Consider the following 21773-nt stretch of genomic DNA (forward strand, 5'->3'; position numbering starts at 1 on the left):
GTACCAACCGCACACCTCGCCCGCGGCTCACAACATCCCCCGTAACGGCGACCGGTAATGCGATCACCGGAAGAGCTGTAACCTGCCAGCCAGCATGGTCAAGCCGTCTCATCAAACCATCCCTACCCGGGACGGCGGCGCGCTCGGTACCAAGCAAATGTGTAGACGGGATCGAGAAGGGTGGGTCGCTTGGTCATGTCAGTTGAAGGAGCCGCGAACGTCATGAATCGTCACTAGTTCGACCGGTGCTGAGATGGTGACGGAAGGGCTGCCGGCCAAGACCAGGTCGACCCGTTCGCGGGTGACAGGCAGACCGCCGGCGGACCAGCAGCCAAGTCCCACCACGGCGCGGTCGCCGATCAGGGGAATTGGGTTGACGATAAAGGTGCCATCGTTTCGGCGCAGCAGCATGCCAAGGAATGCACCGTCCGTTCCCCAGCCGGCGTTGCCTTCGTAGTCGAGCGCTTGAGCCGGGGTTTCGATCTGCGGTGGCTGAGATCCGGCGGGGGACGCCGCGGTGGTGTCGATCGAGCTCTGAACGTAGCCGGTGACCTCGCCCGTGGACAGTTGTCCTGTCAACACGGAGGTCACAGTGATCTGGACCTCGGAGTAGTAACCGCCAGCCTGCTGATCGACTTCCTCTCGGTGTACTCCGGTGGGTCGAAGAACCCCCGTAACCAGGCCGCCACCCTGCTGGGCCGCTTCCTGCCCGTACTCCTTGAAACCCGTGTAGGGGCAACTCCACGGGCTATCCGGGAGCGCAGACAGAGTCATGATCGTTGCCGGTGAAGGCGTGCTCGGTTCAGCGATATGACCGGGGTTTCCACCACTGATGGACAGGATGGTCACTGCCCCGCCGAGCACCATCACCGCCGAGGCAGCTACCAGCATCACCGTTTTCCGGCGATGGCGGGGACGCTGCTCGGCAGGATCGGCCGGCAGTCGCCCCCGCAGGGCTTCTTCGGTCACCAAACTCGCCTCGGACGTCATTGCCGCCCTGATACGGAGTTCGGTGCTCTCTAGGAGGTCGTCAGTGTGGGTCATTGAAGTCTCCAATTCGGGTGCGGAGGGTGCGGAGCGCCTTATAGGCGGAGGAGCGAACAGCCTCGGCATTCACTCCGAGCACGTCAGCGGTCCGTTCAACAGACCAGTCGAGGAAGTACCGAAGGATCACCACGTCACGCTGCCGGGTCGGTAGATCGCGGATGGCCGCGACGATGTCGTGATCGGTGAGTGGGGGAGGTGATTGGTCCAGAGTTGCTGGAGGACTCTGCCGCTCCAACCAACGACGTGCCACGATCCCTCGCCGAATCTGTGACCGGGCCCGGTTGACTACTGCAGCTCGTAGATAGCTGGAGGGGCTGTTGCCGATCCGGGTTGTGTCGAGGGCGACGAAGACGTCCTGTACCGCGTCCTCTGCGCTGTCGATGTTGCCAAGCCACATCATCGCGAGGCGGACCAGTTCCAGGCGGTGCGCGGCGAAGAGCTGCTCACGGTCAGGTGATGATCCGGTGCTCACCAGGGCAGTGTCGGGGCGGTTCACACCTGTAGGTCGCACGACATGCTACCGACGTGAACCGGTCGTTCGAAGTTTCGCGAGACACAAAGACGCCTACGACGGAACAGTCCGTTCGGAGCAGTCTCATCTGGCGATCCCTACCCCGAGACAGTGGCCACTTCAAGGCGACGTGACTTCGATCCGGTTGGGTCGACCTTCACGTGGTCACGTGACCATCAGCAGGCTCCTCTGCTTACACCGGGTGGGCCGAAGCGGCGTGCCCACCCGAACGCTACGGGGTTGCAGCACGTGTAGATAGGTATGGGGACAACACTGGCTGACGTGGACACGGGCCCAGTCGACTCAGCCCAATCGAGCTACCTGCAGGTGGCGCGGCGGCTGCTGGGTGCGGCTCGTGACTTGGTCGGTGTGCACGCTGCGGATGACCTGGTGTTCGACACCATGTCCACGTTGCTGCCTCGCTGGAGCAGCATTTCTGGGGACAAGGTGGCGTACGCGCGCAGATCCATGTTGAACCGCTACCGGGATCAGGGCAGGCATCAGAAGGTCCAGGATTCTCACCAGCGCACTCTGGCTACCCCAGACCGTGAAGATTCGGCCGCCGATCGCGTCGCGGCCAGGCTCGACATGAGCACCGCACTGCAGCGGTTGCCGGAGCGAACGAGGCAGGTCCCGGTGCTGCGGTACCAGCTGGACCTCCCCGCCGCTGAGGTCGCGGCGGCACTCGGCATTCCTGCCGGATCTGTCCGCCGGATAGCCCACGAAGGACTCAAGACGCTCTCTCAACTTCTCGGCCCAGCCGAAGGAACAAAGCCATGAGCACGAACGAGCACGACGACGTCATCGCCCAGCTCCGCGCGCGAGGCGTGGACGCGGAACTCTCTCCGGAGCTCGAGACTCGCCTGCGTGATCTGTACGCGGGTGTTCCGGACGAATCTGCACCCGTGCACCGCCGGCCAAGCCGCTGGACCGCCGCGATCGGCATCGCCGCCGCTGTGGTCACAGTCGCGATCGTGTCCACAGCAGTGATCAGATCCGACCGCGATAATGTTTCCTCTCCACCGATCACGGCTCCTTCGACCAGCTCCGCCACCCCGAGCGTCACGTATTCCGGCGAGCCTTCTGGTCCGTACCAGGGCTACCAGCGAAGCGAGACCGTGGTCGATCGGGTGACGCACTACAACTCGCTCGGCGAGATGGGCAAAGACGCCGACCTTATCGTGGTGGGCCAAATCGAAAGCCGAGCATCCGTCGAGGGAAAAGCCGACGAGGGCACCGACTCGACAACCTGGAACTTCAGCGTCCAGCAGATCTGGAAGACCCCTGGGTCTCGACCGGCGGCGATTCAGGTAGTCCAGCAGGGCGCCATCAACGAAGCTGCGAAGACGATCTCCGAGGTGGCCGACGATCCACTGTTCCAGACCGCCGCAGAGATGGTGTTGTTTCTTAAGGCGAACACCACGGGCACATACCGGGTCAGTGCTGGACCGCAGGGCCGGTTCGTCCTGAACGACGGCTTGGTGAGCTCGTTCGCTGGCTTCCGAGGTGTCACTAAGAACACCCCGCTGGCCGATTTTCGCGCTCAGGTACAGACAGCGATTAATACTCCACTGTTCGATGCGAAGTACTACTGCGGCCGCCCATGGACTGTGCCCGCCGGCACGACACGGATGCGATTTTGGGTGAACTGGATCTCACGCATGTACAACAACCAGGCCGTCCGGCCGACCGTCGTCGTCGGAAACGACACGAAGTCCGTGATATCCGATGTGCGGGGGGTCTGGGTCGTCCTGCAGAAGCCGAACGGTGTCGTGGCAGCAACCCTGCCCGTCACCGATCTGCTCGCCAGACGGGGACAGACCTACGAGCTACGAGGTCTGGTCTCGAAACGGATCACGATCCCGGCTGCGACCTCGTGCGACCCGTCTGCCGCCCCGCTCCCGGCAGGGTCCTACACAGCGACCATGGTCATCACATTGCCGAAAGGCGACGTGGTTGCCAGCGGCTCGACTGACATCGCTGTCAGCTCCCGGTAGCTGACCTCAGCCCCCACGATCGGGTTTGCCCCAGGTCGACATCGTCTCACCCGACGATCGTCTGATGAGACCGCTGGGCGGGGCCGGCGCGGGTGGGCGGGTGAATTTCGGGCGCTGTCGAAATCTGACGGCGAGCTCCGACCTTGGGGAAGGATCGACACGGTAAGGAGCTTGCGATGACGGAGATGGAACTGCTGTTGGCAGTGTTGCGCGGACAGCGGCAACACGTGCTGGCGGCTGTCGAAGGGTTGAGCGAGGACGATGGGCGGCGGGCGATGCTGCAGTCAGGGTGGGATGTGCGGGGGCTGCTGCAGCACCTTGCCCGTGACGACGAGTCATTCTGGATTGCAGCAGTGGTGGCCGGCGACCCGGTTGCGATTGAGCAGGTGGGCATGCCGGGGTGGGCGGTCGACACCGACCGCACCTTGTCGGAGGTGGTGACCGAGTACCGCGCCATGTGCGAGCGCACCGACGTGGCCCTCGCCGCGAGCGACCTCGACGCACCGCCCGCGTGGTGGCCCGACTTCTTCGGGGAATGGCGGATGAACACCGTTCGCGAGATCGTCCTGCACCACATTACCGAAACAGCCTGCCATGCAGGGCATCTCGACGCAGTACGTGAACTGATGGACGGCCGCCAGTGGATGGTGATCGATTGTACGGGTCAACAACTTCACCCCATGAGCACGCCGACTTCGACCCGCTCATGGTCGATACACCGACCAGCGGCGCGCTGCACGCTGCGCTGCTGGCGTCATGGGGCCCCGGACACCTGCTATCCCGACTAGTAGGAGCAGTGGAGCGCGGACAAACCCGCCCGGACTCAGTGTGGGATGACGGCCTTGGTCGTGCGGGGACTGCTCGGCGGCGATCTCATCCTGGGGGAGGTTCCGCGCGAAGACGAGCGCGCCGCCTCCGTCTCGGATGGGGATCCCTGTGCGAGACGGTCCCGGGGCTGATGCGCTTCCGGCTACTGGAGCGCGCTGGCGTGCAGAGTTCGCTGTCGCGGTAGTCGCTCCAGACCGCAGCTCGCAGGACAAGTGCTGTGGGCGGACAAATGAAGCGCGACCTACGTGCGGTAGACAGGGGTCTCGCACGAGAAGGGGGATCAGTGACCGATCAGATCGGGCCGTCACTCCGCTGGGTCGCGGCGCGCATGGGGGTGATGTTCGGGATTTTGATGGGCGCGTTCGGTCTGGTCATGGGCGAGAACTCCCTAGCCCAGGCCGGGATCCTCGGCACGTTCACCGCGCTGGCGTTCGGCTTCGGGATGTACTGGATCCTGAAAAGACAACGTCGTATTGCCACTCAACGGCTTGGACCGCTCGCCGAGCTGTTGGACCGCAAAACAGTGCGAGATGCGGTTCGAGGTCCGGTCGCGGCGGACGAAGCCGAACGCGCTGATCAGCTTCAGATCGTCGAGCTCCAGATCAGTGAGCTCAAACGCACCTCTGTGAGCAGCAGCATCGTCCTGGTGGCCGGCCTCGTTCTCGAAGTTGCCCTGGCCATCACTACGTCTGCCTGGTTCTGGTTGGCTGCCTCCGTCTTCGCCGCTCTCGCCGGGTTGGTGCCCTTGTCAGCCAAGCGCCTTCGGCGACGGCGCGAGGTTCTGATCGCTGCGCCCTGACGACTTCAGGACGGATCAATCACCGATCGCTGGACACGACCAATCTGCACTAGGTCGCGACGTCTCATCAGGCGTTCCTTCGCCGAGATCACCCCCGGCTCGCAGTGGCATCGGTGAGTCCCGGGCGGCGGAGTCTCAGATGAGTCGTCCGGGGCTTGTCCCACCGAGGGTTGCCTACCTGAGACGGGTCGTCGAGGGTGGGTATCGATGTCCAGTAGCGGTACACCAGTGGGTCGGCTGACGCCGAGTTCAGAATGCATCGACGAGGAGAAGGCCCGCCCGTTCGCCGGGTGCCGCTCCGGTGGGAAATCAGACTGATCAGCTCCACCGAGAGGCTGGGTGTCGGGACGAACGTTCGAGCGCTCGGTCGGCCGCCGACATCGTCGGTCCGTGGCGGCCGGCGGACCTGGACCAGCGGGACGGCTGCATCCTGCGGAAGGGAATCAGGCCGCGAGGTCGACGTCATCCGCTGTGCGACCTGATGCTCCTGCGCGTCCTTCAGCCGGAGTGGGGCGCTCTGGCTGTCGATGCACGCACGCTCAAGGTGAGCGGCGGACCGGCCTGGGAGGGGAGCCGCTCCGCGGAATCGAGCTGCGCCAGCAGCAGCCGGGCCGCCCGCTCGCCGAGCCCGACGGTGTCGCGGGTCAGAGTGGTGAGTGCCGGTCGTACCAGCTGCGCCATCGTTGAATCGTCGAAGGAGACCAGCGAGATGTCCCGGGGGACTGCGACCCCCATCTCGGCGGTCACTCCGAGCCCGGCGACGGCCAGGATGTCGTTGTCGAAGATGATGGCGCTCGGCCGTTCCCGTTGCGAGAGCAGGGTTCTGGTGGCCGCCGCCCCGGCGTCGGCGGAATAGTCGGTCGGCAGCGAGTGCGACCACTGCAGGTCGGCGGTGCGGGCGAACTCCTGCAACGCCTGGACGCGCAGCGCGGTGTGTTCGAGATCTGCCGGGCCGGCGACGTGCCCGATCCGGCGATGACCCAGCGCGTGCAGATACCGCAGCACGGTGCCGGTCGCATCGGCATCGTCGAGCCACAGGGTGGGCCAGGAGTTCTCCGGCGAGGGATGGGAGCCCACCACGACGGTCGGCAGGCCGATCGACTCGAGCACGTCGAGCCGGGGGTCGTCGGTCAGCGGATCGATCACCAGCACCCCGTCCACCCGGTGCCCGCTCCACCAGTCGCGGTAGGTGTCGATCTCGTCCTGCACCGACCGGGCGACCGTGAGGTTCATCCCGATATGGGTGCCGGTGAGGGCGATCTGGATGCCCGAGATCAGGTCGGAGAAGAACGATTCGGTCCCGAGCGTGCGGGCGGGACGGTTGAGCACCAGCCCGAGGGAACCCGCGCGCGAGCCGCTCAGCGCCCTGGCCGCCGAATGCGGCCGCCACCGCAGGTCACGGGCGATCGACAGGATCCTGGCCCGGGTCTCGGGGGAGACACCGGGCTTGTCGTTGAGTGCGAACGACACCGCACTGGTCGAGACCCCGGCACGGGCGGCGATGTCGGTGATGGTGATGCGCCTGCCCGCTGTCGCGCCGTGGGCCGTCTCGGGGTCGGTCATCTCGGATCGCTCCTCCTGGGCCGCGGACGCGCCGATCGGTTCAGCTGGGCGTCGTCGGTTGACTATAGCGTTTAAGTAACCCATGATCCGCTATGACGTGCGGTGATCCGTGGCAACCATGATGCTCGACTCAACCGCATGACCTGCGCAGCCGAACAAAGGAGTTTGCAGCCATGCAGTCACTGACATCCCGAACGACATCTCGAACGAAGTCATCTCGAACGACGACATCCCGCCCCATCCGGCGGTCCCGGGTTGCCCTGCTCGGCGGTGCTCTCGCCGCAGTGCTGGCCACGTCCGCCTGCACCGGCGGTGGCGGCAGCAGCTCTCCCACCCAGGGCGCCAGCCAAGCTCCGGTCAGCGGCGCGGTCACCGGTGAGATCACCCTGCAGACCTGGGCGTTGACACCCAAGTTCACCGACTACCTGAACGGCGTGATCACCGACTTCCAGTCCGCACACCCCGGGGCCACCGTCAAGCTGGTCGACCAGCCCGGTGACGGCTACTCGGAGAAGGTGTTGACGCAGGCGGGTTCCGGCACTCTGCCGGACGTCGTCAACCTGCCGCCCGACATCGCCTATCCGCTGGCAAAGAACGGCCTGCTGCAAGACGTTTCGGCATCCGACAACACCCTCGATGCCACCTACGTCAAGGGTGCGGTGGACGCCTACCGCTACAAGGGGGTCACCGGCGTGTTCGGCTACCCCTGGTACCTCAACACCGACGTCGACTACTGGAACAAGACCATGTTCAGCAAGTGCGGCCTGGACCCGGCGAAGCTGCCGGCCACCACCGACGAGCTGTTCACCCAGGCCGCGACCATGCACCAGAAGTGCCCGGACGACTACCTGATGAGCCGCAAGCCGGGGCTGGGCGATTTCACCCTCGCCGGCGTGCAGGTGCTGAACGGTGACGGTACGAAGTTCACCTTCGCCGACGATCCGAAAGCGGTGGAGTTGATCAAGCGATACGCGACGGCCTACCAGGGCAAGCTCATGCCGTCCTCGGTGCTCAACAGCGACTACCTGGGCAACTCGACGTTGTTCACCCAGGGCAAGGTCGCCTGGACCACCGGCGGCGCCACCTCGCTCGTCGACTTCGAGAAGAACAACCCGTCCCTGAAGAACAACGTGGCCGTCTCCCCGGCGCTGGACATCCCGCCGCTCTACATCCAGGGCATCAGTGTTTCGTCGAAGAGCAAGAACCTCGCCACCGCACAGGCTTTCGCGCAGTTCCTGACCAACGCGAAGAACCAGGAGGCGTTCGCACACCTGGTCAACATCTTCCCGTCGACGGTCTCCTCGCAGTCCGATCCGTTCTTCTCCCAGGACGACGGAACGTCGCAGGGCAAGGCCAAGGTGTTGGCGAACGAAGCGCTGAAGACCGCGAAGAGCCTGACGCCCGTCGAGGCGAACGCGGCGATGACCACCTTCCTCGACCAGCAGATCGCCTTGGCCTTGAAGGGCGACACTGCGCCGCAGCAGGCGCTGAAGACCGCCCAGGACAAGATGAACTCGTTGCTCGCGAACAGCTGAGGCCGTCATGACGACTGTGCCGACGAAGGCGAAATCGACTGCGGCGCGGAAGGTCGGGCGCACCGCGGTGCCCCGGCCGAAGCGACCGGTCAAGGCCGGCAGGCTCTTCACCCCGTGGCTGCTGGTGGTGCCGGCGCTGATCTGGCTGGTGGTGTTCAGCCTGTGGCCGTCGATCAACACGGTGTTCCTGTCGTTCACCGATGCCCGGCCCCTGAGCAGCGACGCGGCGTTCATCGGGACGGAGAACTTCCGCACGCTGCTCGCCGACCCGCAGGTGTGGACCGCGCTGCTCAACAGCGTGATCTACATGGCCATCTGCCTGCCGGTGCTCACCGTCGTGCCGTTGCTGTTGGCGGTCCTGGTGGAGAAGAAGCTGCCGGGCATCACGTTCTTCCGCACCGCCTTCTACACGCCGGTGATCGCCTCCGCCGTGGTCGTCGGGCTCATCTGGAGCTGGATGCTCGACGACCGCGGCGCGATCAACGGGATGGCGGAGTCGCTGGGCTTCGTGTCGGAGTCGATCCCATTCCTCACCGACCGGTGGCTGCTGCTGATCAGCGCGATCAGCCTGACCATCTGGAAAGGGTTGGGGTACTACATGATCATCTACCTGGCAGCCCTGGGGAACATCGGCAAGGAACTGCACGAAGCCGCCGCACTGGACGGAGCCGGAGCAGCACGCCGGCTCTGGTCGGTGACGATGCCAGGGGTGCGCGGCACGATGATCCTGGTCGGCATCCTCGTCTGCGTCAGTGCGTTGCGGGTCTTCAGCGAGCTGTTCATCCTCACCAACGGCACCGGCGGTCCAGGTGGCGAGGACAACTCCCTCGTCATGCTCATCCAGCAGTACGCGCGCGGCTTCTCCGGCAACCTCGGGTACGCCTCGGCGCTGAGCCTGCTGCTGTTCCTGGTCACGCTCGTACCGATGCTGGTGCTGGCCAGGCTGAACCGGAAGGGTGCGCGATGAGTACGACGGTTGCCGATCCCGCATCCCTGGCCCAGGTCGGCAGGGCCACCCGGCCCCGCAGGCGGCGTGCGCCGTGGGGTGAGATGTCCACCGGCGAGAAGGTGCTGCGGTACGTGCTGCTGGTGATCGTCCTGCTGATCACCGTCGGTCCGTTCCTGTGGCAACTGTCCACCTCGCTCAAGGGTCCCGGTGAGGACATCTACACCGCGACGCCGACGTTCATCCCGTCGGAACCGACGCTGCAGAACTACTTCTCGGTCGCCGATGCGATCCCGGTGTGGCGCTACATCGGCAACTCGTTGCTGGTGGCCGCGGTCGACGTGATCGGCAACATCCTGTTCGCCACCCTCGCCGGCTTCGCGCTGGCCCGGTTGCGCTGGCGCGGCCGCGCGCTGGTGATGGGGCTGTTCATCGCGACGCTGGTGCTCCCCGGTGAGTCGACGATCATCTCGCAGTTCCTCACCATCAAGAGCCTCGGCCTCGCCGACACCCTGCTCGGGGTCGCGCTGCCCGGGATGATCAGCACGCTCAACGTGCTGCTCATGTACAACGCGTTCCGCCAGATCCCCGACGAGATCGACCAGGCCGCGGTGGTCGACGGTGCCAACGCCTGGCAGCGGCTGCGGTACGTCTGCCTACCGGCCGTCTACGGCACCATCGCGGTGGTCGCGATCTTCGCGTTCATCGGCGCCTGGGACGATTTCCTGTGGCCGCTGATCGTGCTGCAGTCGCCGGACAAACTCACGCTCACCGTCGGGCTGCAGTACCTCAAGGGCACGTTCTCCACCGATCAGCGCCTCATCGCGGCTGGCACCATGATCGCGTTCGTGCCGATCGCGCTGTTCTTCGGTGCGCTGCAGCGGTATTTCTTCCGCGGTGTCGAAGAGGGCGGGGTCAAGGGCTGATGCGGTTCGGCGTCAACTACACCCCATCGGTCGGCTGGTTCCATTCCTGGCTCGACTACTCGGAGTACCAGGTCGCCCGCGACCTCGAGGCGATCGCCGAGCTCGGCGTCGACCACGTCCGCATCTTCCCGCTGTGGCCGGTGGTGCAGCCGAACCGCACGTTGATCCGGCCGGCCGCACTGCGTGACGTCGCGAGCACCGTCCGGATCGCCGGTTCCGTCGGACTGGACGTCAACGTCGACGGCCTGCAGGGACACCTGTCCAGCTTCGATTTCGTACCCACCTGGCTGACCACCTGGCACCGACGCGGGATGTTCACCGACCCGGACGTCATCGGCTCGACGGCCGACTACCTGCGGGCGCTGACCGCCGCAGTTGCCGACCAGCCCCATCTGATGGGCATCACGATCGGCAACGAGACCAACCAGTTCGCGCACGCCCCGCATCCATCGCCCTACCCGGTCGATGCGCCTGGCGGGCATCGCTGGGCCGCGGCGATGACAGCCGCGGTGCGGGAGGGACTGGGCGGGCGCGACGACGTCCTGGTGACGTTGGCCCAGTACGACGCCGCCTGGTACGACGACGCCCAGCCGTTCGGTCCCGAGCACGCAGCCGAGCACGGCGACGCCACCGTCACCCACTCCTGGGTGTTCAACGGTGCCGCCCGGCACTACGGCCCACTGGGGCCCGGCTCCGTCCGGCACGCCGAATACCTGCTGCAGCTTGCCGCCGCCTGGAACCCCGACCCGTTGCGGCCCAACTGGTTGCAGGAGGTCGGGGCGCCGACCAACGTCGTGCCCGTCGCCGACACCCCGGAGTTCCTGGAGCGGACGGTGCGCTCCGCGGCCGACGTTCAGCACCTGCTGGGGATCACCTGGTGGTGCTCGCACGACGTCCCGCGGTCGCTGGCGGACTTCCCGGAGCTGGAGTACGACCTCGGGCTGCTCGACGAGAGCAATCGCCGCAAGGCCACCGGGGATCGGTTGGCGGCCCTGGTGGCCGACCTGCGCGGCCGGCCGGATTCGCTGCCCCCTGCGGTGGGACTGATCGTGGACGACGTCGACGCCGCAGGTACCCCGATCCCCGGGGTCCGGCTGCGCTGCGCGCCCGGAGGGCCGGTTCCGCGCGCCTGGACGGCGATCGCCGAACGCGACGGCCGCGGACCGCAACTGGTGCTGCGGTCCCGTACGGGCGCTGCTGTGCTCGACGCGCGGGGCATCACCCGGTTGGTGACGGTGCCCGAGGTGCTCGACCCGTCGCCGGCAGCGCACGCGGCGGCCCGCGACCCCCGCTGACCCCTCGACCGGCTGCTGGAGCACGCTGGTCACGGATTCTGCCGGCCCCGGCGCCGGCACCATCACCCCCCACGGAAGGGCAACGATGCACGACGACATCCCGCTGACCATCGGCCGAGCACGACGGGTGCTCGACGAACGGATCTCGCCGGCGGTGTACACCGAGTCCGTGTCGCTCACCGTCGAAGCGCACCAACTCCCCGGTGAGCCCGTCCCGCCGGCCGAGGGGCTGGCGCTCGAGTTCGAGCCCTACCAGGTGGGTGCCCCGTGGGGTCCCGCCTGGTCGACCACCTGGTTCCGGCTGACGGGCACCGTGCCGGAGCACTGGCGCGGTCGCCGCGTCGAGATCGCCGCGGATCTCGGCTTCGATCCGAACATGCCCGGCTTCCAGTGCGAAGGGCTCGTCTACCGGGCGGACGGGTCGCCGGTGAAGTCGATCAACCCGCGCAACCAGTGGATCCTGGTGGCCGAGCAGGCCGAGGGCGGCGACGAGGTCGAGCTGTTCGTCGAGGCGGCCGCCAATCCCGTGCTGCTGGACTACCACCCCTTCCTGCCGACGCAGCAGGGCGACATCCGCACCTCGTCGACGAAACCCCTCTACGTCACCCGTCGGCTGGACCTGGTGCTGTTCGACGCCGAGCTGTACGAGCTGGCCCTGGACGTCGCGGTGCTCCTGGAGTTGCAGGAGGAACTGCCCGAGGGACCGCGGCGGATGCAGATCCTGCAGGCCCTGGACGATGCGCTCGACGTACTGGACCTGCAGCGGCTCGCGCAGACGGCAGTCGCTGCCCGGGAAGCGCTGGCTGCCGTGCTCGCCGCCCCTGCGCACGAGTCCGCCCACCGCATCTCGGCCATCGGTCATGCCCACATCGACTCCGCCTGGCTGTGGCCGGTGCGGGAGACCGTCCGCAAGGTCGCCCGCACCACTGCGTCGATGACGGAGCTCATCGACGCCACCGACGACTTCGTCTTCGGCATGTCGTCGGCCCAGCAGTACGTCTGGATCGCCGAACACCGGCCGGAGGTCTACGCGCGGGTGAAACAGGCCGTCGCCGATGGCAGGTTCCTGCCGCTGGGCGGGATGTGGGTCGAGTCCGACACCGTCATGCCGACCGGTGAATCACTGGTGCGACAGTTCTCCCAGGGCCAGCGGTTCTTCGAGCGGGAGTTCGGCATCCGGCCCCGCGGCGTCTGGTTGCCGGACAGCTTCGGCTACTCACCGGCGCTGCCGCAGCTGATGCGGCGCGCCGGCTTCGACTGGTTCTTCTCCCAGAAGATCTCCTGGAACCAGGTCAACAAGTTCCCGCACCACACGTTCGCCTGGGAGGGCATCGACGGGTCGCGGATGCTGACCCACTTCCCGCCGATGGACACCTACAACTCGCAGCTCTCGGGCATGGAGGTTGCCAAGGCGTCCAGACAGTTCCGGGAGAACCGGTACGCCACCGGCTCGATCGCGCCGGTCGGCTGGGGTGACGGCGGCGGTGGCACCACCCGCGAGATGGTCGGCAGGGCACGGCGGCTGGCGAATCTCGAGGGCAGTGCGCGGGTGGAATGGGAACACCCCGACGCGTTCTTCGAACGGGCCGCTGCCGAGCTGCCCGACCCGCCGGTGTGGGTCGGTGAGCTGTACCTGGAGCTGCATCGGGCGACGCTGACCTCGCAGCACCGCACCAAGCAGGGCAACCGGCGCAGTGAGCGGCTGCTGCTGGAGGCCGAGCTGTGGTGCACGACCGCGGCCGCCCGCACCGACTTCAGCTACCCCTACGACGAGCTGGACGAGCTGTGGCAGCTCACGCTGTTGCACCAGTTCCACGACATCCTGCCCGGCACGTCCATCGCCTGGGTGCACCGCGAAGCCGTCGCCACCTACGCCGCGATCGCCGAACGGCTGGAGGCCGTCATCGCCGACGCGCTGACCGCTCTCGTCGGCGAGGGGCAGCAGCAGCTCGTCGTCAACGGTGCCGCGTTCACCCGCGACGGCGTCGATCCGGGTGCCGTCGTGACATCGAGCGGACGCGTTGCCGCACAACAGGTTCAGCTCACCGAGTTGGACGGCGGGTTCGTACTGACCAACGAACGGGTGCGTATCACCGTCGATGCGCGCGGACTGGTGATCTCTGCCGTCGATCTCGGATCGGGGCGGGAGGCCATCGCCCCCGGTCGCGCCGGCAACCTGCTGCAGCTGCACCAGGACTTCCCGAACATGTGGGACGCCTGGGACGTCGACCGCTACTACCGCAACCGCGCCGACGACCTCGTCGACCTCGAGTCCCTCACCGCCTCCGTGGACGCGGACGGTGTCGCGAGAGTTGTGGTGCGGCGGGTGTTCTCGTCGTCGTCGGTCGTCCAGGAGCTCACGCTCGCCCCCGGATCGGCGACTCTCGGGATCGACCAGCGGGTCGACTGGCACGAGACCGAGAAGTTCCTCAAGCTGACGTTCCCGCTGGACGTCCGGGCCGAGCACACCGCGGCCGAGACCCAGTTCGGGGTGGTCAAGCGGGTCACGCACACCAACACGTCCTGGGAGGTCGCCAAGTTCGAGACCTCCATGCACAGCTTCGTGCAGGTGGAGGACTCTGGGTTCGGCGTGGCGCTGGTCAACGATTCGATCCACGGATTCGACGTCGCCCGGGACGCGCAGGACGGCCAGGTCACCACCACGCTGCGGTTGTCGTTGCTCCGGGCCCCACGGTTCCCGGACCCGGAGACCGACCAGGGAGTGCAGACCCATCGCATCGGACTGGTGGTGGGTGCGTCGCTGGCCGACGCCACGAGGGAAGGTGCCCTGCTGAACACGGCCGCCCGGACGATCACCGGAGCGCACGGATCCGAGCCGCTGGTGGGCGTCGGCGGCGACGTGGTGCTCGCTGCCGTCAAGCTCGCTGACGACCGCTCCGGCGACCTGATCGTGCGGGTCTACGAGCCGGTGGGGCAGCGCGCCACCGGCACCCTCACCGTCGACCCGGCCTTCGGTGCAGCGCGGGAGGTCACCCTCATCGAGGACGACGACCCATCGTTGCCGGCCGTCACCCGCGGGGACGGCACCGTGCACCTGGACGTGCTGCCGTTCCAGGTGCGCACCCTCCGGTTCGCTCGGTCCCAGGACTGATCACGGCGGGCCGGGAAGCTGACCAACGGCATGTACGTGCGTGCGGACGGCGCGTACGGTCGGGAGCAGCGAAAGTACTGATTCCGGCCCCACTCTGCCTGGCCTAGACGAGGACGTGCCATGTCCGACAAATCACCGCGCAGCACCAGCTCCAAGAAATCCGAGAAGTCGCTCAAGGAGAAGCGCGCGGACAAGCGTGGCAAGGAGTCCGGCACGAACGATGCCGAGATCGTCGCCAAGGTCAAGAAGCGCTGATCCTGCTGCCGGGGCCGAAGTCCCCGGCGCGAATGAGGGCGCTGCTCCGCTCCGGTTGTCGAGCGAGGAACGAGACGCGACACGCGGGACTCGGCCAGCCGCAGTCTCGATCATGCGTTGCTTGGTCTGGACCTCATCGACTCAGCCTGGGGCATTCGCTCCAACCACGCCGGCCTGCACACCCCCGGAGAACATCTACGCCGGCGCCTGGCCTCGCTCGACTCAGCACCACCGCCGTGCTTGACCACGTGCATGCCGTCTCCACGCCCGGTCACGCCGACGAGGCGTTGGGTGCTCACCGTGCCTCGGGAGCTGACCGCAGCCGAATTCGCCCTGGTCGGCGACCTCGACATCCTGCTGACCGGCGGTTTCAACACCACCTGGGGACCATGTCGGCCGCCGGAGATCGAGTTCCTGGCCGACGACGGTCTACTCGGGCCCCTAAAGGTCCACTCACACGGCGACGCCAGCAGCGACCTCGAGATTGAGCTGCTCACCGGCGCCGGTTCGGCCGTGTCAACACCCCCGAATCGGGATTGCAGATGGGTCTGGGCATGCCGGTGTTCAGCCGGGCGGCGTACAAGGGTGTGACAGTCGGTCTCGGCTCGGACCTGCAGGCCAACCACAGCCCGGACGCGTTCGACCTGATGTGGCTTACCCGGCAGGCCGAGAACGGCCGCCGTCAACAGGGTGTCTTGGACAGCCCTGGGCACGCCGGTCTGGAAGGTGTCGGCGTCACGGTTCGGCAGATCCCGCACTCGGCCACGATGGTCGGCGCCGCCGCGCTCGGAATTGACCAGGAGCCGGCAGCGGCATCCGCGCCGAATTGCTGGTCGTCACCAACCGCCTGGGTTCAACACCTAGTCCTGAATTTCGACTGTTACAGTCGGAAAACAGGACTGGATCACGTATGGTGGAGACCGCGCACAGTCGCCGGACCCCCCCGAGCGATGCAGATGGACAACCTGACGGAAGAGCGGAGCATGCATGACGACTACAACGGTGGGAGAACACGCCGATCCAGAACCCGACCTCTTCTCGGCCGAGTTGGTGGCTGACCCCTTCGCGGCTCTCGACGACCTTCGCCGTCAGTCGGCCGCTGTCTACCTGGCCAACTACGACTTCTGGGTGATGACCCGCTACGACGATGTCAGGGCAGCCGCGGCGGACTGGCAGTCGTTCACATCGGCGCAAGGCGTCGCCTTGCTGCCGGAGTTCAATGGCAACCTCGTGGGCTCTGTCCTCGCGTCGGATCCGCCCGAGCACGATCAATTGCGTGCCGTGCTGTCCGAGAAGCTCGCCCCCAAGGGCTTGTCGAAGGTCCGGTCCGACATCCGGGGTTACGCCGATCAGCTAGTCGAGCAGGTGGTATCCCGCGGTCGTTTCGACGCTGTCGTCGACGTCGCCCGGGTGTTCCCCATCAATGTCGTGGCCGACCTGGTCGGCCTGCCGCAGGAGGGCCGCGACAAGCTGCACCCCGGCGCCGACGCCACTTTCGCCGGATTCGGGCCGTTCACCCCCTATCTGCAGGAGCGGCTCCCGGCCGTCCGCGGCTACCACGAGTGGATGGCGCAGATGACCGACCGGGCAAAACTTACGCCCGGCGGCTGGGGTGAGGTTGTGATGGACGCCGTGGACGACGGCCGGCTGAGCATGCTGGGCGCGATCAAGACCATCAGTGCCTACATGACAGCGGGAATGGACACCACCGTGAACGCGATCAGTGCCATGCTGCGCTTGTTCGCGGACTCCCCGGAAGTATGGAGCACGCTCAAGTCGGAGCCGACGCTGGCGGGTCCGGTGTTCGAGGAGATCCTGCGGCTCGAAACCCCGGTCCAGGGGTTTTTCCGCGTGACGACGAAAGAAGTGACGGTCGGCGGCGTCACCATTCCGAAAGACCAGCGCGTCCTGCTGCACTGGGCCGCGGCGAACCGCGATCCCGGCCACTATCCGGACCCCGCACGCTTCGACATCCGGCGCAACCCGCTCGACCACATGGCTTTCGGCTACGGCGTCCACGCCTGCGCCGGGCAGGGAATGGCCCGGATGGAGGCCGTGACGCTGCTGGAGGCCTTCATCGAGCGGGTCGACCGGTTCGAGCTGACCGGTCCGGTGGTGCGTGGCGGTAACCCGGTGGTGCGCAGCCTGGACTCCGTGCCCCTCTCGATCTTGCCGGCGCGCAGCTGATGGATGTGGAGATCGTCATCAACAAGGCGGCGTGCGAGGGACATGGACTGTGCGAGCTGACTGCGCCCCAGATCTACGGTTTGGACGAGGAGGGTCAGGCTGTCTTGAAGCAGCCGGTGGACGAGTCCAACCAGGCCGCGGCCGAGGCGGGGGCGCGGGTGTGTCCGGTGGCCGCCATCGAGATCCGGCGGTGAGCTGATGCCACACATCCTCATCGTCGGTGGGTCGATCGCCGCCGCCACCGCCGCCGGCACGCTGCGCGCCGACGGCTGGGACGGAGCGATCACCATCCTCGGCGAGGAGGAACATCCGCCGTATTCGCGCGTGCCGTTGTCCAAAGGAGTGATCGCCGGGCTGCTGCCCGTGGCGGCCACAGAGCTGCCGCCGCTGCCCGATGACGTCGAGGTGCGGACCGGGCAGCGCGCCGTGGCCCTGCACGGGGAGCTGCGGGCGGTCGAACTCGCCGACGGTTCCCGCGTTCCTTACGACGGCCTGGTCATCTCGACCGGGGCGAGCGCGCGCCGGTTGGCCGGTGCGGGTCAGCAGGGCGAGCTGGTGGTGCGGACGCTGGAAGACGCCGAGGCGATCGCCGCGAGAGTCGGTGACGCCCGGACAGCGATCATCGTCGGGGCCGGGTTCCTCGGTATGGAGGTCGCCTCGACTCTTGTCCGGCTCGGGCTGGACGTCACGGTGGTCGACCGGGACCCACCGCTGCAGCGGCTCCTGGGCACCTATCTGGCCGGTGTCCTGGTCGCCGCCGCGGTCGAGTCGGGGTTGCGGGTGCTGATCGCGCCCGATGGTGTCGCGTTGGCGGGGAATCCGGTTTCGGGCGTTTCGACCCGCGAACACGGTGAACTCTCGGCCGATCTGGTTGTCTCCGCAGTCGGCGACCTGCCGAACGTAGAATGGCTGCGCACCTCCGGGTTACCGGTACAGGGTGGGGTCGTCATCGACAGCCGGTGCGCCGTCGCGCCGGACATCGTCGCAGCCGGCGACGTCACGGTGCAGGAACTTGTTCCCGGGGTCTTCCGGCGGTCGCCGCACTGGACCAGTGCCGTCAACCAGGGTCGGGTCGCCGCGAGAACGTTGCTCCATGCCGAATCTGCGAGCCCGACCGCGTCATACTTCTGGACCGAGCAGTTCGGCTGCGACGTGAAGTTGGTCGGGGAGCTGCCCTTCGACGGTGAGCCCCGAGTGGTCGATGGGGACGTGACGAAACGCTCGGCACTGCTGCACTGGCCCCGAGATGACGACTTCGGGGCCGCTGCCTCGCTGAACTATCGGTTGCCGATCGTGAAGCTCAAAGCTCTCGCAGCCGGCGCCGCAGCCCCGGCCGGCGGGCATCCATGACCGAGACACAGGCCGCGGCGCCGGCCCGCGAGCCTGGGCGGGCCCTCGGGTGCCAGGTGCTGGTCGTCGGTGCCGGGCCGGTGGGGATGACCGCGGCGGCGCTGCTCGCGGCCAGGGGTGTCGACGTTCTCGTCGTGGAACGCAACTCCGACACCAGTGGCGATCCGAAGGCCATCAGCCTCGACGACGAATCGCTGCGCACCTTTCAGCAGGCGGGCCTGGAACGAGACATCCTCTCGGTGATCGTCCCGGGCACCGGGACGGCCTACTTCGACGCGGACAACCACCTGCTGTTCCGCGGCCGCGCCGCCGTTCCCGACCGCCTGGGGTATCCCTTCAAGAATCCGTTCGCGCAACCCGATCTGGAGCAGGTGCTACGACGGGCGCTGGAGCGCCACCCGCGTGTCCGGCTGCTGTTCTCCACCACCATGACCGCCTTGACGCAGACCATCGATGAGGTGCGGGTGACCGTCTCGGCCGACGGTGACGAGCACACGATCCAGGCAGCCTATGTGCTCGGCGCCGACGGCGGCCGGTCCGCTGTCCGCAGCGCCATCGGCATCTCCATGCATGGCCGCAGCTATGACGACGTGTGGCTCGTCGCCGACACGCTGGGGGACACTCACACCCAGCGGTACGGCATGCACCATGGCGACCCGGATCGTCCGCACGTGATTGTGCCGGGACTGGGCGGCCGCTGCCGCTACGAGTTCCTGTTGCTCCCGGGCGAGTGCCCCGCGGGAGAGGATCCACCCTTCGAGCTCCTTGAGTTGCTCCTGGCCCCGTACCGATCGATCCGGCCCGACCAGGTCGAGCGCGCAGTGACGTACCGTTTCCACGGCCTCAGCGCCGACGCGTGGCGACGGGGCCGGGCCTTCCTGATCGGAGATGCCGCCCACATGATGCCGCCGTTCGCCGGCCAGGGTTTGAACACCGGCATCCGGGACGCGGCGAACCTGGCGTGGAAGATCACCGAAGCGCTCGCGCACGGTGGGGGTGAGCAGCTGCTGGATTCCTACGAGCAGGAACGCAAGCCGCATGCCGCCGCGGTCATCCGCAGCTCGGAGCGACTCGGACGCGTCGTGATGACCCGTAGTACGCGGTTGGCATCCTTCCGGGACCAGTCCGTGCGACGAGCCCTCGCCACACCTCAGGGCCGAGCGTTCTTCGAGGAGATGCGTTGGCGCCCTGCGGCGGAGCTCAGGACAGGGCTGGTACACGAGTTCGGGAGCCACCTGCTCGTCGGGCGGCAGCTGGGTCAGCCCAAGGTGTTCTCGCTCAACGACCATCGACAGGTGCTGTTGGACCAGGTGACCGGCGACGGTTGGGCGGTCATCGGAGTCGGCACGGCTCCACAGGTGTGGCCGGCCGTCGCCGACGCATTCGACGGCCTCGATCCGGTCCTGGTGCATGTGCCACTGGACGACACCGTCGTCGACTGTGGCCCGGATGTTCGGGTGGCGATCGACATCGACACCCGGCTTTACGGCGAACTCCAATCCGCCCGCGACTGTTTCGTGCTGCTGCGCCCTGATCACTTCGTCGCCGCGGTCATTCGACCGGCGGACATCACCGCGGTGGGCGCCCGCGCCGTCGCCTGGGTGCGTGCGCGGCACGCACTCGTCCCGCAGTGAACCGTACGACAGGAAAGGAACACCCATGGAAAACCCCACCAGAGTGACGCTGTCGGAGACCGAACATGCCGGCACCCTGCGCCGGACTGCCGTGTCCCACATCGGCCTGATCGTGCCCGACGTCGCCGAGAACGAATTGTTCTACGGTCGTACGCTCGGCATGGTCCGGCAGGGCGAACTCGCTGACGGCGGCGTCCGGCTGGGCTGGGGTACCGGACACCACGTCCTCGACCTGATCCCGGGGCCCAAGGGCCTGGACCATTACGGTTTCGAGGTGCAGGACGAGGACGGGCTCGAGGGTATCCGCGGACGGTTGCAGGCCGCGGGACACGTGGTCACCGAACTCGACCCGTCGTTCGTCGACGCGGCCGTGGGCGGCCTGGATGGCCTCAGCGTCCTGGACCCCGACGGGACCCGCGTGCACTTCCATGCTGCGGTACACCGGCAGGGCGAGAACGCGGCACATCCCGGACGCCGGCCGCTGAAGTTCCAGCACACCACGCTGGGTACCGCCGCGGTACGGCCGATGGTCGACTTCTTCGTCGACACCGTCGGATTCCGCCTGTCGGACCAATTGGCGGACGGCCGGTTCTGCTGGATGCGCAGCGACCGGGACCACCACAGCCTTGCGGTGGTCGACGTCGGCCGGGGTGGCGACATCGACCACTACTCCTACGATCTGGCCGAGTGGGAGGACTTCAAAACCTGGTGTGACCGGCTGACCGAGCTGGACGTCCCGGTGCAGTGGGGACCCGGTCGGCACGGACCCGGTAACAATCTTTTCCTCTTCTTCGACGACCCGGCCGGCAACCATGTCGAGCTGTCCGCCGAGATGGAGCAATTTCACGACGATCGCGCTGTCTACGTGCCACGCCGCTGGACACCAGCGCCGCAGACGGTGAACCTGTGGGGTGGCCAGTTGCCCAGCTGGCGCCGGACGACCCAGGACAGCATCTAATGGCCTGGGCCAGCTATCGCCGGGAGGGTCGCACCTTCGTCGGGGTGTGCGACGGCGACGACTATGTTCCGTTGCGTGGCATCGAGCGGATCGGTCCCGGAACCGGGTCGGCCGAGCTTCGTGCTGCCGATCTCGATCACGCCGGCCGAATTCCCGCCGCGTCCGTCGAGTTGCTGCCGCCCTCGTGGATGCCGACCAAGGTGTTCTGCGTGGGGTTGAACTACCACGAGCACGTGGCTGAAAGCAGACGCGAGCTGCCGACCTATCCGGTCTTGTTCCCGAAATACGCATCGAGTCTGATTGCTGCGGATCAGCCGATCCCGATACCGTCGGAGTCGCACCAGGTCGACTACGAGGGCGAACTGGCGGTGGTCATCGGTCGGGCCGGCCGTCGCATTCCGCAGGAGAATGCTGCCGAGCATGTGCTCGGTTATGCCGTTGCCAATGATGTCACCATGCGGGACTACCAGTACAAGACGCATCAGTGGGTGCAGGGGAAGGCCTGGGACAGATCGACGCCCATTGGCCCACATCTTGTCGCTGCCGACGAAGTTGACATCGAGCATGCCGGGATCCGGACCATTCTCGACGGCACGGTCGTGCAGGAGTCGGACCTTTCGAAGTTGATCTTCTCGATTCCCGTCCTGATCGCGACCATCTCGATGTTCACCGAGCTGCTACCGGGCGACATCATCCTGACCGGTACGCCGGGCGGTGTGGGTTTCCGGCGCGACCCGCAGCTCTTCCTCACACCCGGCGCCACCGTGGCGGTCGAGATCGAGGGCATCGGCCGGCTGGAGAGCGTCGTGGTCGCCGAGGGCTGAGCCTGG

General features: G+C 66.9%; 19 protein-coding genes. 16 read left to right on the top strand and 3 right to left on the bottom strand.

Annotation, left to right across the window (positions count from 1 at the left end; translation table 11 throughout):
* Positions 1–198: 198 nt before the first annotated feature.
* Together ABLG96_RS00390 and ABLG96_RS00395 are read right to left on the bottom strand one after the other, a co-directional pair.
* On the bottom strand, positions 199–990 hold the full coding sequence (locus ABLG96_RS00390) for a hypothetical protein (protein ID WP_353649463.1): 792 nt from the start codon (positions 988–990) through the stop codon (positions 199–201).
* A 40-nt stretch (positions 991–1030) separates the two neighbouring features.
* Positions 1031–1519 (bottom strand): sigma-70 family RNA polymerase sigma factor, encoded by a 489-nt coding sequence (locus ABLG96_RS00395; RefSeq protein WP_353649464.1) that lies wholly within the window; start codon positions 1517–1519, stop codon positions 1031–1033.
* A gap of 300 nt (positions 1520–1819) precedes the next feature.
* Between ABLG96_RS00395 and ABLG96_RS00400 the strand changes: the two genes are divergently transcribed.
* The 4 genes from ABLG96_RS00400 (at position 1820) to ABLG96_RS00415 (ending at position 5182) form a co-directional block, all read left to right on the top strand.
* A complete protein-coding gene (locus tag ABLG96_RS00400; protein WP_353649465.1) occupies positions 1820–2338 on the top strand; it encodes a sigma-70 family RNA polymerase sigma factor in 519 nt (172 codons plus the stop codon).
* Positions 2335–3555, top strand: coding sequence for a hypothetical protein (locus tag ABLG96_RS00405; protein WP_353649466.1), 1221 nt, complete (start codon positions 2335–2337; stop codon positions 3553–3555). Before ABLG96_RS00400 ends, ABLG96_RS00405 begins: the two co-directional genes overlap by 4 nt.
* Before the next feature lie 176 nt (positions 3556–3731).
* Entirely contained in the window at positions 3732–4343 is a 612-nt protein-coding gene (locus tag ABLG96_RS00410) for a DUF664 domain-containing protein (RefSeq protein WP_353649467.1), read from the top strand.
* A 323-nt stretch (positions 4344–4666) separates the two neighbouring features.
* Entirely contained in the window at positions 4667–5182 is a 516-nt protein-coding gene (locus ABLG96_RS00415; RefSeq protein ID WP_353649468.1) for a hypothetical protein, read from the top strand.
* Between the two features lie 498 nt (positions 5183–5680).
* Here ABLG96_RS00415 and ABLG96_RS00420 read toward each other — a convergent pair whose 3' ends face one another.
* A complete protein-coding gene (locus tag ABLG96_RS00420; RefSeq protein WP_353649469.1) occupies positions 5681–6745 on the bottom strand; it encodes a LacI family DNA-binding transcriptional regulator in 1065 nt (354 codons plus the stop codon).
* A gap of 284 nt (positions 6746–7029) precedes the next feature.
* On the opposite strand from ABLG96_RS00420, the gene ABLG96_RS00425 reads away from it, so the two are divergent.
* From ABLG96_RS00425 to ABLG96_RS00480, 12 genes are all read left to right on the top strand, one after another.
* Complete coding sequence (locus ABLG96_RS00425; protein WP_353649470.1) at positions 7030–8280, top strand: sugar ABC transporter substrate-binding protein; 1251 nt, start codon at positions 7030–7032, stop codon at positions 8278–8280.
* A gap of 7 nt (positions 8281–8287) precedes the next feature.
* Positions 8288–9247, top strand: coding sequence for a sugar ABC transporter permease (locus tag ABLG96_RS00430; RefSeq protein WP_353649471.1), 960 nt, complete (start codon positions 8288–8290; stop codon positions 9245–9247).
* Positions 9248–9330: 83 nt separating this feature from the next.
* Entirely contained in the window at positions 9331–10152 is an 822-nt protein-coding gene (locus ABLG96_RS00435) for a carbohydrate ABC transporter permease (protein ID WP_353651626.1), read from the top strand.
* A complete protein-coding gene (locus ABLG96_RS00440) occupies positions 10152–11447 on the top strand; it encodes a glycosyl hydrolase (RefSeq protein ID WP_353649472.1) in 1296 nt (431 codons plus the stop codon). The genes ABLG96_RS00435 and ABLG96_RS00440 overlap by 1 nt, the downstream gene beginning before the upstream one ends.
* Before the next feature lie 85 nt (positions 11448–11532).
* On the top strand, positions 11533–14559 hold the full coding sequence (locus ABLG96_RS00445; RefSeq protein ID WP_353649473.1) for a glycoside hydrolase family 38 C-terminal domain-containing protein: 3027 nt from the start codon (positions 11533–11535) through the stop codon (positions 14557–14559).
* A gap of 120 nt (positions 14560–14679) precedes the next feature.
* Complete coding sequence (locus tag ABLG96_RS00450) at positions 14680–14814, top strand: hypothetical protein (protein WP_353649474.1); 135 nt, start codon at positions 14680–14682, stop codon at positions 14812–14814.
* A 1131-nt stretch (positions 14815–15945) separates the two neighbouring features.
* Positions 15946–17001 (top strand): cytochrome P450, encoded by a 1056-nt coding sequence (locus ABLG96_RS00455; protein WP_353651627.1) that lies wholly within the window; start codon positions 15946–15948, stop codon positions 16999–17001.
* A gap of 5 nt (positions 17002–17006) precedes the next feature.
* A complete protein-coding gene (locus ABLG96_RS00460) occupies positions 17007–17195 on the top strand; it encodes a ferredoxin (RefSeq protein ID WP_353649475.1) in 189 nt (62 codons plus the stop codon).
* A gap of 4 nt (positions 17196–17199) precedes the next feature.
* Positions 17200–18351, top strand: coding sequence for an FAD-dependent oxidoreductase (locus ABLG96_RS00465; RefSeq protein ID WP_353649476.1), 1152 nt, complete (start codon positions 17200–17202; stop codon positions 18349–18351).
* The gene (locus ABLG96_RS00470) at positions 18348–19985 is read left to right on the top strand and encodes a bifunctional 3-(3-hydroxy-phenyl)propionate/3-hydroxycinnamic acid hydroxylase (protein ID WP_353649477.1); all 1638 of its coding nucleotides are present in this window, start codon (positions 18348–18350) and stop codon (positions 19983–19985) included. The genes ABLG96_RS00465 and ABLG96_RS00470 overlap by 4 nt, the downstream gene beginning before the upstream one ends.
* A gap of 25 nt (positions 19986–20010) precedes the next feature.
* Positions 20011–20943 (top strand): VOC family protein, encoded by a 933-nt coding sequence (locus tag ABLG96_RS00475; protein WP_353649478.1) that lies wholly within the window; start codon positions 20011–20013, stop codon positions 20941–20943.
* The gene (locus ABLG96_RS00480) at positions 20943–21767 is read left to right on the top strand and encodes a fumarylacetoacetate hydrolase family protein (protein ID WP_353649479.1); all 825 of its coding nucleotides are present in this window, start codon (positions 20943–20945) and stop codon (positions 21765–21767) included. The genes ABLG96_RS00475 and ABLG96_RS00480 overlap by 1 nt, the downstream gene beginning before the upstream one ends.
* Positions 21768–21773: the final 6 nt, after the last annotated feature.

Origin of the sequence: Nakamurella sp. A5-74 (assembly GCF_040438885.1) — a bacterium.
In the GTDB taxonomy this organism is placed as follows: domain Bacteria; phylum Actinomycetota; class Actinomycetes; order Mycobacteriales; family Nakamurellaceae; genus Nakamurella.